Origin of the sequence: Nonomuraea maheshkhaliensis (assembly GCF_039529435.1) — a bacterium.
GTDB lineage: Bacteria > Actinomycetota > Actinomycetes > Streptosporangiales > Streptosporangiaceae > Nonomuraea > Nonomuraea maheshkhaliensis.
This window is the reverse complement of record NZ_BAAAMU010000031.1, coordinates 58,933-71,428: the sequence shown is the minus strand read 5'-3', so window position 1 is coordinate 71,428 and position 12,496 is coordinate 58,933. Positions and strand designations below refer to the sequence as shown.

The 12,496-nt window shown below is 70.8% G+C and carries 13 protein-coding genes; 7 read left to right on the top strand and 6 right to left on the bottom strand.

The annotated features are described in order from the left end of the window. Positions 1 to 38 precede the first annotated feature (38 nt). A complete protein-coding gene (locus tag ABFX54_RS22100) occupies positions 39 to 668 on the bottom strand; it encodes an HD domain-containing protein (RefSeq protein WP_346107575.1) in 630 nt (209 codons plus the stop codon). 270 nt (positions 669 to 938) lie between these two features. Between ABFX54_RS22100 and fdhA the strand changes: the two genes are divergently transcribed. Together fdhA and ABFX54_RS22090 are read left to right on the top strand one after the other, a co-directional pair. Continuing rightward, entirely contained in the window at positions 939 to 2,162 is a 1,224-nt protein-coding gene (gene fdhA / locus ABFX54_RS22095; RefSeq protein ID WP_346107574.1) for a formaldehyde dehydrogenase, glutathione-independent, read from the top strand. Positions 2,163 to 2,353: 191 nt separating this feature from the next. Next, complete coding sequence (locus ABFX54_RS22090; protein ID WP_346107572.1) at positions 2,354 to 2,479, top strand: hypothetical protein; 126 nt, start codon at positions 2,354 to 2,356, stop codon at positions 2,477 to 2,479. Between the two features lie 6 nt (positions 2,480 to 2,485). Here the strand turns inward: ABFX54_RS22090 and ABFX54_RS22085 are convergent, their stop codons facing one another. Both ABFX54_RS22085 and ABFX54_RS22080 read right to left on the bottom strand, forming a co-directional pair. Then, on the bottom strand, positions 2,486 to 3,709 hold the full coding sequence (locus ABFX54_RS22085; protein ID WP_346107627.1) for an NAD(P)-binding domain-containing protein: 1,224 nt from the start codon (positions 3,707 to 3,709) through the stop codon (positions 2,486 to 2,488). 72 nt (positions 3,710 to 3,781) lie between these two features. Further along, positions 3,782 to 4,330 carry an OsmC family protein gene (locus tag ABFX54_RS22080; protein WP_346107570.1) on the bottom strand — a complete coding sequence of 183 codons (549 nt, stop codon included), beginning with the start codon at positions 4,328 to 4,330 and terminating at the stop codon, positions 3,782 to 3,784. Between the two features lie 80 nt (positions 4,331 to 4,410). Between ABFX54_RS22080 and metX the strand changes: the two genes are divergently transcribed. From metX to ABFX54_RS22065, 3 genes are read left to right on the top strand one after another with little or no spacing between them, the layout of a single operon-like run. Then, positions 4,411 to 5,622, top strand: coding sequence for a homoserine O-acetyltransferase MetX (gene metX, locus ABFX54_RS22075; protein WP_346107568.1), 1,212 nt, complete (start codon positions 4,411 to 4,413; stop codon positions 5,620 to 5,622). A gap of 19 nt (positions 5,623 to 5,641) precedes the next feature. Further along, positions 5,642 to 6,979, top strand: coding sequence for an O-acetylhomoserine aminocarboxypropyltransferase/cysteine synthase family protein (locus ABFX54_RS22070; protein WP_346107566.1), 1,338 nt, complete (start codon positions 5,642 to 5,644; stop codon positions 6,977 to 6,979). Then, the gene (locus ABFX54_RS22065; RefSeq protein WP_346107564.1) at positions 6,976 to 7,458 is read left to right on the top strand and encodes a CoA-binding protein; all 483 of its coding nucleotides are present in this window, start codon (positions 6,976 to 6,978) and stop codon (positions 7,456 to 7,458) included. Before ABFX54_RS22070 ends, ABFX54_RS22065 begins: the two co-directional genes overlap by 4 nt. Here ABFX54_RS22065 and ABFX54_RS22060 read toward each other — a convergent pair. Continuing rightward, positions 7,430 to 8,839: a HAMP domain-containing sensor histidine kinase gene (locus tag ABFX54_RS22060; RefSeq protein ID WP_346107563.1), complete on the bottom strand. Its 1,410-nt coding sequence runs from the start codon at positions 8,837 to 8,839 to the stop codon at positions 7,430 to 7,432. The two genes, ABFX54_RS22065 and ABFX54_RS22060, sit on opposite strands and share 29 nt — an antisense overlap. A gap of 156 nt (positions 8,840 to 8,995) precedes the next feature. Beyond that, a complete protein-coding gene (locus ABFX54_RS22055; RefSeq protein ID WP_346107561.1) occupies positions 8,996 to 10,372 on the bottom strand; it encodes a sensor histidine kinase in 1,377 nt (458 codons plus the stop codon). Between the two features lie 222 nt (positions 10,373 to 10,594). Here ABFX54_RS22055 and ABFX54_RS22050 point away from each other — a divergent pair, with 222 nt between their 5' ends. Then, the gene (locus ABFX54_RS22050; protein ID WP_346107559.1) at positions 10,595 to 11,023 is read left to right on the top strand and encodes a hypothetical protein; all 429 of its coding nucleotides are present in this window, start codon (positions 10,595 to 10,597) and stop codon (positions 11,021 to 11,023) included. Between the two features lie 59 nt (positions 11,024 to 11,082). Here ABFX54_RS22050 and ABFX54_RS22045 read toward each other — a convergent pair whose 3' ends face one another. Beyond that, a complete protein-coding gene (locus ABFX54_RS22045) occupies positions 11,083 to 11,808 on the bottom strand; it encodes a haloacid dehalogenase type II (protein WP_346107558.1) in 726 nt (241 codons plus the stop codon). A gap of 176 nt (positions 11,809 to 11,984) precedes the next feature. Between ABFX54_RS22045 and ABFX54_RS22040 the strand changes: the two genes are divergently transcribed. After that, positions 11,985 to 12,491: a TlpA family protein disulfide reductase gene (locus ABFX54_RS22040; protein ID WP_346107557.1), complete on the top strand. Its 507-nt coding sequence runs from the start codon at positions 11,985 to 11,987 to the stop codon at positions 12,489 to 12,491. Positions 12,492 to 12,496: the final 5 nt, after the last annotated feature.

Genomic DNA, 12,496 nt, shown 5'->3' with positions numbered 1-12,496 from the left:
GCTTCCCCTCGTTTACCGAATAGCCGAAATGTCGGGCGTCACTCCGGCCACGGCGAGTCGAGGATCGTGTCGACGAAGTTCCCCCGCTGAAAGCCGGGCACATACCGTTCGAGCACGTCGGCCTTCACGTTCCCGAACGTGGTCTCCGGCTTGGGCGCGATGCCCTCCGTGAACGCCCGCAGGATCGCCTGCTTGAAGCCGGGCCGAGGATGCAGCGTGGTGACCTCGGCGCGCTGCTCGTCGGTGAGGTCGTAGTAGCCGAGGCCGAGCACGTCGTACTCGACGCCCGCGGTGACCAGGGCGACCTCGGGCTCCATGTACTCGGGGATGCCGGGGGTGGTGTGCAGCGCGATGGCGGTCCACACCCGCCGGACGCTGTCCTCGGGCACGCCGCGCTCACGCAGGAAGCGGCGGGCGGCGTCGGCGCCGTCCACCTCGAAGCGCCGCCCGCTGCCGCGGTGCTCCTCGTTCAGCCCCAGGTCGTGGAACATGGCGCCGAGGTAGAGCAGTTCGGGGTCGAAGCTCAGGTCGCGTTCACGGCCCTGGAGCACGCCCCAGAAGTAGACCCGGCGCGAATGGTGGTAGATCAGGTCACTGGTGGCCTGCCGTACGAAGTCGGTGGCCTCGGCCGCCAGCCTGGTGTCGGGAACGGTCTGCTTGATCCCCATGGCTACCCCCGTCTCACGCCTTCCCGGCGTCCCACGGAAGCCTTTCCCGCCGCCGCGTCCGGGCCGCATGCATGAAACGGTGAAGATCTAACAAAGCCCCTTTTGTACGCCTTCACCCGCCCCCAGGGTCCCGCCGACTTATAGGGATATATTCGGATATAGAGGACAAAACGTCCGTCGTTTGTCTTCGTCCCGGCGGGGAGGAGGTGGTCCGCGAGCCTGTGCCGTGAACGCATGCCCCATCACTTCCGACGCGAGGGAGAAAGCGCCATGCCTGGTAACAAGGGAGTCATCTACGATGGCCCAGGCAAGGTCGAGGTCCACGAGATCGACTATCCCGGATTCGAGCTGAAGGACGGCCCCGGCGTGAATCCGGCCAACGTCGGCCGCAAACTGCCGCACGCCGCCATACTCAAGGCGGTGGCCACCAACATCTGCGGCAGCGACCAGCACATGGTACGCGGGCGCACCACCGCCCCCCAGGGACTCGTCCTCGGTCACGAGATCACCGGGGAGGTCGTGGAGACGGGTCCAGGCGTGGAGTTCATCAAGCAGGGCGACCTCGTGTCGGTCCCGTTCAACATCGCCTGCGGCCGGTGCCGCAACTGCAAGGAGGGCAACACCGGCATCTGCGAGAACGTCAACCCCGACCGGCCCGGCTCGGCGTACGGCTACGTCGACATGGGCGGCTGGGTCGGCGGGCAGGCCGAGTACGTCCTCGTCCCGTACGCCGACTGGAATCTGCTGAAATTCCCCGACAAGGACCAGGCGATGGAGAAGATCCTCGACCTGGCCATGCTCGCGGACATCTTCCCGACCGGCTTCCACGGCTGCGTGACCGCGGGAGTGGGCCCGGGATCCACGGTCTACATCGCCGGCGCCGGACCGGTCGGCCTGGCCGCCGCCGCGTCCGCGCACCTGCTCGGAGCCGCCGTGGTGATCGTCGGCGACCTGAACAAGGAACGCCTGGACCAGGCCCGCAGCTTCGGCTGCGAGACCGTCAACGTGGCTCTGGGCGATCCGAAGGAGCAGATCGCGCAGATCCTCGGCGAGCCCGAGGTGGACTGCGGCGTGGACGCGGTCGGCTTCGAGGCGCGCGGCCACGGCCGCGAGGCGGAGGTGGAGCGCCCCGCCACCGTGCTCAACACGCTCATGGACGTCACCAGGGCGGGCGGCGCGCTCGGCATCCCCGGCCTGTACGTGACGGGAGACCCGGGCGCCTCCGACGAGGCCGCCAAGCACGGGTCGCTGTCCATCCGCATCGGCCTGGGCTGGGCCAAGTCGCACAGCTTCGCCACCGGCCAGTGCCCTGTCATGCGCTACAACCGCCGGCTGATGCAGGCGATCCTGCACGACAAGGTGCAGATCGCCAAGGCGGTCAACGCCACGGCGATCGGGCTGGACGAGGCGCCGCGCGGGTATCACGAGTTCGACGAGGGCGCGGCCCGCAAGTACGTCCTCGACCCGAACGGCATGATCCCCAAGGCGGCCTGACCGGCGCGGCCCCGGAGGCCGCCGCCATCCCCGCGGCCTCCGGGGCCCGCCCTGTCGCTCGCGTACGGGCTACGCCGTGGCGGCCCTGACACCGAGTGCGACGAGCACCACGGCGCTCACCCCTGCCGATCATCCGCCGGGAACGCGCCTCGCGGACGAGGTGCGCCCCTCGGTGCAGGAGCGCCGCCCAGGTGAGCAACCACATCGCCATCAGCGCGGCGTGGACGGTGGCCAGGCCGAGGATCTGCCCGGCGGCGGAAGACCGGGCCCGCCACTACGAACGCCACGCCGCCACCACCACGGACCCACCCGGCTGACCCGGCTCAGGCGTCGGGGCGTCCCGCGAGGGCCACGCCGGCGAGGTGGTCGATGACCTCGCGGGCGTCGGACTCGATCCCGTGGATGAACGTGGACCTGCGCCGCCGCAGCACCGGCAGCCCCAGCGCGTACAGCCCGGGGCTGTCCACCACGCCGCCCTCGTGCCGCAGCCGGCCCTTCTCGTCGACCACGGGCACGTCGAGCCACCCGTAGTCGGGCCGGAACCCCGTCGCCCACACGATCGTGCGGATCTCACCGCCGCGCAGGTCGAGCTGGAGTCGCGCCCGCTCAGGCGCCCGCGTCGGGGCGAAGCGCTCGGGCGGCCCGGCCTCGTCGTCCCGGCCGTGCTCGCGCGCCCACGCGTCGAACGTGTCCAGCAGGCGCTCCATCTTGAGGTCCGCGAGGGAGAACACGTTCCGCAGCCCGCCGGAGAACAGCGCCCGGCCGTCCCGTACGGCGGCCAGGCGGCCCACCAGCTCGACCCCCATCGCGGTGAGCGCGTTGAGATCGAGTGTGGTCCGCTCGGCCGTGCCGATCAGCTGGGGCGAGGGCAGCCGCCTGGCCCGGGTGAGGTCGTCGATCTCGTCGTAGCGCTGGTCCCACACGCCGGAGGCGTCCATCCACCACAGCACGTCGCGCCCCCGGTACGTGCGCGGCAGCCGTACGTGCTCGCCCACCGAGAGCGTCACGGGCCGGCCGGAGCGCCGCAGCTCGGCCGCCAGTTGCACGCCGGTCGCCGACGCCCCGACGACGAGCACGCCGCCGTCGGGGAGCTGCGCGGGACCGCGATAGCCGAACGGCGTCAGCTGCTCGACGGAGGCGGGCACCGCGCCGGCGAACGGTGGCACCACGGGCACGTTGCAGGCCCCGCTGGCGATCACCACCGTCCGGCAGCGGAACTCGCCGCCGCCCGTCGTCACCTGATAGCCGTCGCCGGCCCGCCGCACGGAGGTGACGTCGGCGCCGGTCCTGACGGGCGCCCCCGAGCGGGCGGCGAAGCCCTCGATGAACGCGGTCACCTCCGCCATCGTCATGTAGCCGTCGGGGTCAGGGCCGTCGTAGCGGTGGCCGGGCAGGCGGCTCTGCCAGTTGGGCGTGAGCAGCCGGAAGGAGTCCCAGCGCTCGCGCCGCCACGAGTTCGCCACCTGGCCGCGTTCGAGCACGACGTGGTCGATCGAGCGCCGGGTGAGGAAGTGGCTCGCGGCCAGTCCCGCGTGCCCGGCGCCGATGACGACGGTGGTGACGGACTCGATGGCGCTGCTCCTCAGACTGCTCAGTACTGCTCAGGGGGAAAGAGTGGTTCAGGCGACTTCGACGGTGACGTCCGTCGGGTTCGTGAGCGCGTCGAACACGGCCGACCGCTTCTGCGACTGCGCCACCAGCGCCTCGATGTCCTGCCTGGACGCGTCCGCGTCGATGGTGAAGGTCACCTTGATGTCGTTGAACCCGTTGCGCACGTCGCTGTCGACGCCGAGGATGCCGCGGATGTCGTGCTTGCCTTCGAGCGCCGCCTCGACCGAGCGGAGCTGGATGCCGCGGTTCTGCGCGACGGAGGCCACGCCCGCCGTCAGGCAGCTCGCCAGGCCGATGAGGAGGTATTCGATCGGCGTGATGCCGTTGTCCTGGGCCGCGAAGACCTCGGGGTGGTCGGCGTCGAAGACCGCCTCGTTCTTGTGCTCCTGCTCCTGCCCGAGGCCGAAGAACTCCTTGACCCGCGTCGTGCTGTGGACACCGTCCTGCCATTTCGAGGAGGCCCGCCAGACGAACTGGGCGGCCTCGGGGGCGCCCTTCAGCGCCTCGCGCGCGTCCAGCAGTGCCTGTACGTTGACTCCGTTGGCGACCGTGGTCATGTCCCGCCCCTTCGCCTGAGATCCTACTTTCCCGGTAGGTATTTGACCATATACTGCCCGTGGCGGGCTACCATAGCCCCATGTCGCAGCCAGCCACTACGCTCGCGGCCGGCTCCGTCGGCACGGTGGAGACGCGCCATCTCGATCTGCCCGAGCCGGTGCGCCTCGACTGCGGCCGGGAGCTGCATCCGGTCCGCGTCGCGTACGAGACCTACGGCGTCCTGTCCCCACGGCGCGACAACGTCATCCTGGTCTGCCACGCGCTCAGCGGCGACGCCCACGCGGCCGGTTTCGCGAAGGCGCCGCCCGAGGAGGGCACGCGCGACGGCTTCGGCGCCGAGGAGCGCGACGGCGCGGCCGGCAAGGGGCTCGGCTGGTGGGACGGCATGATCGGCCCCGGCAAGGCGTTCGACACCGACCGCTACTTCGTCGTCTCCACCAACCTGCTCGGCGGCTGCCGGGGCACCACGGGGCCCTCGTCGATCGATCCGGCGACGGGCCGGCCGTACGGCGCGGACTTCCCGGTGATCACGGTCGCGGACATGGTCCGCACCGAGCGCGCGTTCCTCGACGCCCTCGGCATCGAGCGGCTCGCGGCGGTGGCCGGGGGCTCGCTCGGCGGGATGCAGGCGCTGGAGTGGGCGGTCCAGTTCCCCGACCAGGTCGACGCGATCATCCCGATCGCCAGCACCCACGCGCTGCACCCGCAGGGAGTGGCCTGGAACGCCATCGCCCGCGACGCCATCATGCGCGACCCGGCCTGGCAGGGCGGGCGTTACCACGGCACCGGCAGCGCGCCCGACGCCGGCATGGGCCTGGCGCGGATGGTCGGCCATATCACCTATCTGTCCGCGCAAGGGCTGAAAGAGAAGTTCGGCCGGCGGCTGCAGTTCGCCGACGACGTCCGCTACACGATCACCGAGCCCGAGTTCGAGGTGGAGAGCTACCTGCGTCACCAGGCCGACTCGTTCGTCAAGCGCTTCGACGCCAACACCTACCTCTACACCTCGCGCGCCCTGACCTACTTCGACCTCGCCCGTCAGCACGGCGGCGGATCGCTCGCGCGGGCGCTCGAAGGCGTCAAGGCGCGGACCCTGCTGATCGCGTTCAGCTCCGACTGGCTCTACCCGCCGTCCGCGTCGGGCGAGATCGCCGAGGCGCTCGGCGGGCTGGGCAAGCCGGTCGAGTTCCAGGTGATCGAGGCGCCGTACGGTCACGACTGTTTCCTGCTGGAAGAGGCGCGGCAGACGCCCATCATCAAGGAGTTCCTGGCCCGGGGCGGGTCCAGGTGAGATCGAGGAAGAGACGTTCGTGACCGACAAGCCCTCCCGTCAGGAACAGGCCCGCGCGTTCGGGTTCGAGACCCGCCAGCTGCACGCCGGGCAGCGGCCCGACCCCAACACCGGCGCCCGCGCGGTGCCGATCTTCCAGACGACCAGCTACGTCTTCGAGGACCCAGAGTCCGCGGCGGCCTACTTCAACCTCCAGGAATACGGCAACACCTACTCGCGGATCATGAACCCGACCGTGGCGGTGTTCGAGGAGCGCGTGGCCAACCTCGAAGGCGGCGCGGGCGCGGTGGCCTTCGCCAGCGGCATCGCCGCGCAGGCGGCCGCGCTCTTCACCCTGCTGGAGCCAGGCGACCACGTCGTCTCCTCCTCGGCTCTCTACGGCGGCACCGTCAACCAGCTCAAGCATCTGCTGCGCAAGATGAACGTGGAGCTGACCTGGGTCGATCCCGACGACCCCGAGGCGTGGCGGCAGGCGGTCCGGCCGAACACCAAGGCGTTCTTCGGCGAGACGATCGGCAACCCGGGCGGCAACGTGCTCGACATCGAGACCGTGGCGGCCGTCGCGCACGAGCACGAGCTGCCGCTGATCGTGGACAACACGTTCGCGACCCCGTACCTGTGCCGCCCGATCGAGTGGGGCGCCGACATCGTGATCCACTCGGCGACCAAGTTCATCGGCGGCCACGGCACCAGCATCGGCGGCGTGGTCGTCGAGGCCGGCACGTTCGACTGGTCCAACGGGCGCTTCCCCGTGGTCGCGGACCCGTCGCCCGCCTATCACGGGCTGCGCTTCCATGAGACCTTCGGCACGTACGGCTACCTGATGAAGCTGCGCGCCGAGACCCTGCGCGACCTGGGCGCGGCGCTCTCGCCGTTCAACGCCTTCCTGTTCCTGCAAGGGCTGGAGACGCTGTCGTTGCGGATGGACCGGCACGTCGAGAACGCGCGCACGGTGGCGGCGTTCCTGGAGGAGCACGAGCTGGCCTCGAACGTCACCTATCCCGGCCTGCCGGGCAGCAGGCACAAGGCGCTGGTGGAGAAGTACCTGCCGCTCGGCGCGGGCGCGGTGTTCTCCTTCGACTGCGCCGGCGGCCGGGCCGGCGGCCAGGGCCTCATCGGCGGCCTGACCATCTGGTCGCACCTGGCCAACGTCGGCGACGCCAAGAGCCTGGTCATCCATCCCGCCAGCACCACGCACCGCCAGCTCGGCGACGACGAGCTGCGCGCGGCCGGCGTCGGACCGGGTACGGTGCGGCTGTCGGTGGGCACCGAGTCCGTCGAGGACCTCATCTGGGATCTTGAACAGGGTTTCGCCCGCGTCGCCGCGACGATCGAGAAGAAGGTGGAGACGGCATGACCGATCTCGCTCGCTACCAGGACCCGCTGACGATCCAGCGCGTGCTCCACTCCACCAGGACGGTCGCGATCGTCGGCCTGTCGGGCAACGAGCTGCGGGCCAGCTACTTCGTCGGCTACTACCTCAAGCGGCACGGCTACCGGGTGATCCCGGTGAACCCCCGCGAGAAGGAGATCCTGGGCGAGACCAGCTATCCGAGCCTGCTCGACGTGCCCGAGCCGGTGGACCTGGTGAACGTCTTCCGCGCGCCGGACGCGCTGCCCGGCATCGCCCGCGACGCCGTGGCGATCAAGGCGGGCGCCCTGTGGTGCCAGTTCGGCGTGATCAACGAGGAGGGCGCGCGGATCGCCGAGGACGGCGGCGTGACGGTGGTCATGGACCGCTGCATCAAGGTCGAGCACGCCCGTTACGTGGGCCGGATGCACTGGCTCGGCTTCAACACCCAGCGCATCACGTCCGTCCGCGCGGGGCTGCAGTAACGGGGACGGCGGCAAGCGGCAGGCGCAGGACGAACCGGGCGCCGGCGGTGCTGTCCTCGACCCGGAGAGTGCCGCCGTGCGCCTGGGCGATCTTCCTGGCCATCACCAGCCCGAGCCCGGTGCCGCCGGTGTTCCTGTCGCGGGCGGTGTCCAGGCGGGCGAAGCGCTGGAAGACGAGCTCGCGCTTGTCCGGCTCGATGCCGGGCCCGTCGTCGATCACCTCCAGCAGTGCCACGCCCAGCGGGAAGCGCTTGGCGTCGCGCCCGGACGCCGGCTCGTGCGAGACGCGGACGGTGACGGTGCCGGCGGCGTGCCGTTCGGCGTTGTCGAGCAGGTTGGTGAGCAGGCGGGAGAGCTGCGAAGGATCGCCGGTCACCACCACGCCGCGCTGCAGCGCGCAGTCGAACGCCTTGCGCCGGCCGGACACGTCCCGGCACTTCGCGCTCACCAGCGTGGCCAGGTCGACCGGCTCGCCGTCGACCGGCTGCTCCGCCTCCAGCCGGGCGATGGCCAGCAGGTCGCCGACGATCGTCTCGATCCGGTTCACGCTGACCAGCACGGCCTCGCCCAGTTTCCGCACGGTGGTCTCCTCGGGCGCGAGCAGGGCGTCCTCGACCTCGGCGCGGATCGCCGTGATGGGGGTGCGCAGCTCGTGCGAGGCGTTCGAGGTGAAGTTGCGCTGCTGCGTCATCGCGGCGTGCAGGCGGGCCAGAGTCCGGTTCACGCTCTCGGCCAGATCGTGGATCTCGTCGTGGGTCGGCGGCAGGGGCACCCGGCGCTGTGGAGAGCTCTCGCTGATCGTGTCGAGCTCCGCGCGGATGGTGTTCACCGGTCTGATCGCGGTGGTGACGATCCGATGGCCGAGGGCCGTGATCGCCGCGGCCATCAGCGCGGCGGCGCCGAACACGGTCGCCGACAGCCACGGGGCGACGTAGAGCGGAATCGTGTGACCGGAGCTGTAGACGACCCAGTCCTGTCCCGCCCGGTAGGCCGACTGCGCGACCACGAGCCTGCAGTCGCCGTCGGGGAACACGCCGCCGCAGACGACGCTGCTGGACATGGCCTTGGGCAGGGGCGTGAAGTCGGCCATCGGCGGCTGACCGCGCAGCCCCGGGGTCGAGGCGACGACCTTGCCCGTGGCGTCGACGACCTGCAGATCGCGGCCGTCCTCCTCGATCATGTGGGGGTGGACGCCGTCGTGCTCGATCTCGTGCGCCACCCGGCCGCCGTCCACGGCGATCTCGTTGATGTGGTCCTGCGTCACGTACTTGTGGATGGCGAGCATCACCGAGACGGCCAGCAGTGCCGACAGCAGCGTCGCCACCGCGCCCGCGAACACCGTGATACGCGTGATGATCGACCAGTCTCGCCCAGCCCTCATGCGCCCAGTCGAGCACACGGGCCGTAGCGGGAGGTGCAGGCCGGGCCCCGGCGACGGCATGAAGCGCGTCAATACCTCGCAAAAAGCTGGCATACATGCCATTTCGGTGCAAACCTGGCGGACGGCGTCTCATCCACGACCGATCCGGGCATGCCGTCAGCCGGCGCGCTCGTCCTGGGGGGCCGGTTCCGGCAACGGCAGGCGCAGCACGAACCGCGCTCCGACCGGGTCGTCCGCCACGGTGAGCGACCCGCCGTGGGCCTGGCACGTCTCCCTGCTGATGGCCAGGCCGAGCCCGGTGCCCCCGGGATCCAGGAGCTGCGCCTCCCGCAGCCGGACGAAGGTGTCGAAGACCCGCTCCCGGTCCTCGGGGGCGATGCCCGCGCCGTCGTCGTGCACGCTCACCACGGCCTGCCCGCGGTTCTGCTCGACGGTGACGTCGATGCGCGATCTGGCGTGCCGCCGCGCGTTCGCCAGCAGGTTGGTCAGCACCCGGCAGAGCTGGATCCGCGAGCCCATCACGATCGGGCGCTCCACCACCCGCAGCCGGACCTCGGCGCCGTTGCGGGGGAGCGCGGTCACCTCGAACTCCACCAGCTCGGCGAGGTCGAGCGGCTCGTACGCCGCCGGAAGGGCGCCCTTGACCCTGGTGTAGGCGAGCAGATCGTCGATGATCGCCTCAAGGCGTTCCGTGCTGCGCAACGTGTGCTGCAGGGTCAGGCGGAGGTCGGTGTCTTCCGGATACAGCAGTGCCTCCTCCAGCTGGGTGCGCAGGGCGGCGACCGGGGACCTCAGCTCGTGGGAGGCCATCGAGGCGAACCGGCGCTGCGCCCTCACCGCCTTCTCCAGCCGGTCGAGGTAGATGTTGGAGGTGCGGGCGAACTCGGAGATCTCGTCGTTGCCCGGCGGCTCGGGGACGCGCAGGTTCAGGTCGCTCTCCGCGGCCTTGCGCATCTTCATGCTGATCACCCGTACGGGTTGCAGCGTCCGGCCCACCACCATCCAGGTGCTCCACGCGGCCGTCGCGGAGGCGAAGAGGACCGCGACCACGATGCCGGCCTCCAGGTAGCGCATGGCCAGGGCGGGCGGCTCCATTATGCCCGCGTAGACGTAGTGCGGCTCGCCGCCGAAGAGCGCGCTGGCCGCGCCGTCGTCCAACCGCAGGGCCGTGATCAGCAGGCACCTGTCCCCCTCCCACGGCGGGCACGACTTGCCGTCCAGGAGGCGGTTGTCGGGAGGCGGGCGGACCGTGCTCAGCGGCGGCTTGCCCGCCGCCGCGGCGTTGGACGCCACCACGCGTCCCCTGGAGTCGACGAGCTGGAGGTACTTCGCGCGGGCGGTCGGCATGGGCGAGGGGATGTGACCGGGCCGCATCTCGGTGACCCAGTCCATGATGGTCAGGCGCATGTCCTCGTTGAGGTCGGCCGCGACGGTGTTGCGCACGCCCAGGGAGACCAGCGCGCCGACCACCGTCAGGATCATCAGGAACAGCACTCCCACCACGATGGTGTAGCGCACCCGGATGGAGTTCACGAACGGGCGGCGCCGCCGTCGGAGAGGAGAGCGTAGCCCGGCCATACGCTGACGGTATCCAGGACTTCTGCTCCCTATGCGAATGCTTGTCCTAATATGACCAGTTGCGCAGCCAGGGATTGGCGTTTCCGGACGACGTCATGGCATGGCGTTCGGATCCCGCATACCTCCGGCATACCGCCCCTCCGGGAATGACCATCACAAACCTACGGGAGGGCAACCTTGAAGATCCTGCGCAAGGCGGCCGCCGTCACCACCATGGCCCTCGCCACGACGATCACCGCGGCGGCCACGGGGCCCGCCGTGGCCTCCGCCGACGCCTACCTCGTCGCCCGCTGCTCGAAGGGCGACTACGGCATCGAGATCCGCGTCCGCTACCTGACCACGAGCACGCGGCACGTGTTCGACCAGGTGTCCTGGCGGACCACCGCCAACACCGGGAGCAAGAACTCCGTCCGCTTCTACTTCGTCCAGGACGCCCAGCCGGACATCGTCTTCAAGGCGTTCAGCTTCCAGGGCGGCAGGACGGGCACCAGGACCATCTCGGTGAACCGGCCGAAGCCGCACCAGGTGTACGCGCGGGTCGAAGCCCTCTTCGACACCAGCGCCGCCTCCGACCCGAGTTGCACCACGTACACGCGCGGCATCTGACGAGCAGCGGAACGGGCCGGTCACCTCTGACCGGCCCTATTTGCTGTCGTGCAGGGGGCTCAGCAGCCGAGCGCGTCGGCGAGTTCGCCGAAGCCGGTGACGGCCAGGTCGCTGGTGGCGTCCTCGGCGCGGTCAGGGGCGCCGTGCGGTCCCTTCTCCAGCGGTCGCTCCACGAACGCGGTTCGCAGCCCCGCCGCGCGTGCCCCGTCGAGGTCCCAAGCGTGCGCCGCGGTCATGAGGACCTGGCCAGGCTCCACGTCGAGCAGGCCGGCGGCGGTCAGATAGGGCGCGGGCAACGGCTTGTACGCCCGGGCCAGCTCCGCCGACACGACGCAGTCGAACGGCAGCCCCGAGTGGTGGACCAGGTTGGTCAGCAGCGCGAACCCGCCGTTCGACAGCGCCGCCAGCACGTACCGCCGGCGCAGGCGGGCCAGCCCTGAGGCCGCGTCCGGCCAGGCGGGCAGCCGGTGCCACACGTGGACCAGGCGGCGGCGGGCGGCCTCGTCGAACGCGGCGGCCACGCCGTGGAGCTCCAGCAGGTCGTCCAGCGACTCGCGGTGCAGCGTGTCGAGGTAGGCCCAGTCGCGCTCGCCGCTGTTGACGGTCCGCATCGAGGGGATGTAGCGGCCCCTCCAGTCGTCGGCGAACCGGCCGCCGTCGATCGTGACGCCCTGCTCGGCGGCGATCCGGGAGACCTGCTCGGAGACGCCGCTGTACCAGTCGAAGGTGGTGCCGAAGATGTCGAAGGCGATCACGCGGAGGTCGGCGGGGTCGAAATCGCTCATACAGCCCATCATGCGTCGCCGCCCCGGCAGAGTCGATCACCTCCCCGCGCGTCCTTCCCCTTCTTCCCGCCGGGCTAGCGGCGCGCGAGAGCCGGGCTAGCGGGGTCGTGAAATATCCAGATTCGCGACCGGCGAGAGCTCGCCGGGGTGTTGATGGACGGATCGGGGAGGGTGAGATGCAGTACCTGGTCGCCGCGGTCGTACTGGTCGGTCTGCTGGGCGTGCTGAACCTGCTGCTGACCGTCGGTGTCATCCGGCGGCTGCGCCGGCAGAGCGCGGTGCCGGCGGCGGACACCCTGCCGCCGGGCACGCGGATCCCGCAGTTCGCCACCACGACCACGAGCGGCGAGCCGATCTCCGACGAACTGCTCGGCACGCCCGCGCTGATCGGCTTCTTCTCGCACGGCTGCCGGCCCTGCGAGGACCTGCTGCCGCTCTTCGTGGAGCGGGCGCGCGGCACGTCGGACGCCGTGCTCGCCGTGGTCGTCTCCGCCCCCGGCGAGGACTCCGCGGCCGAGACCGCGCTGCTCGCGGAGGTGGCGCGCGTCGTCACCGAACCGCCCCTGGGGCCGCTCCAGACGGCGTTCGGGGTCAACGCCTTCCCGACCGTGCTCACGGTCGGCGCCGGCGACACGATCGTCACCAGCGGGCACGACCTGCCCGCCGCGGCGGGGGCGTCATGAGGTGG

Bases quoted from the DNA above. Each gene is read 5' to 3' on its own strand.
- ABFX54_RS22080 (WP_346107570.1), bottom strand. From the start codon at position 4,330: ATGACCACGGTCGCCAACGGAGTCAACGTACAGGCACTGCTGGACGCG.
- ABFX54_RS22045 (WP_346107558.1), bottom strand. From the start codon at position 11,808: ATGAGCGATTTCGACCCCGCCGACCTCCGCGTGATCGCCTTCGACATC.
- ABFX54_RS22065 (WP_346107564.1), top strand. From the start codon at position 6,976: ATGACCGATCTCGCTCGCTACCAGGACCCGCTGACGATCCAGCGCGTG.
- ABFX54_RS22040 (WP_346107557.1), top strand. From the start codon at position 11,985: ATGCAGTACCTGGTCGCCGCGGTCGTACTGGTCGGTCTGCTGGGCGTG.
- ABFX54_RS22060 (WP_346107563.1), bottom strand. From the start codon at position 8,839: ATGAGGGCTGGGCGAGACTGGTCGATCATCACGCGTATCACGGTGTTC.
- metX (WP_346107568.1), top strand. From the start codon at position 4,411: ATGTCGCAGCCAGCCACTACGCTCGCGGCCGGCTCCGTCGGCACGGTG.
- ABFX54_RS22100 (WP_346107575.1), bottom strand. From the start codon at position 668: ATGGGGATCAAGCAGACCGTTCCCGACACCAGGCTGGCGGCCGAGGCC.
- fdhA (WP_346107574.1), top strand. From the start codon at position 939: ATGCCTGGTAACAAGGGAGTCATCTACGATGGCCCAGGCAAGGTCGAG.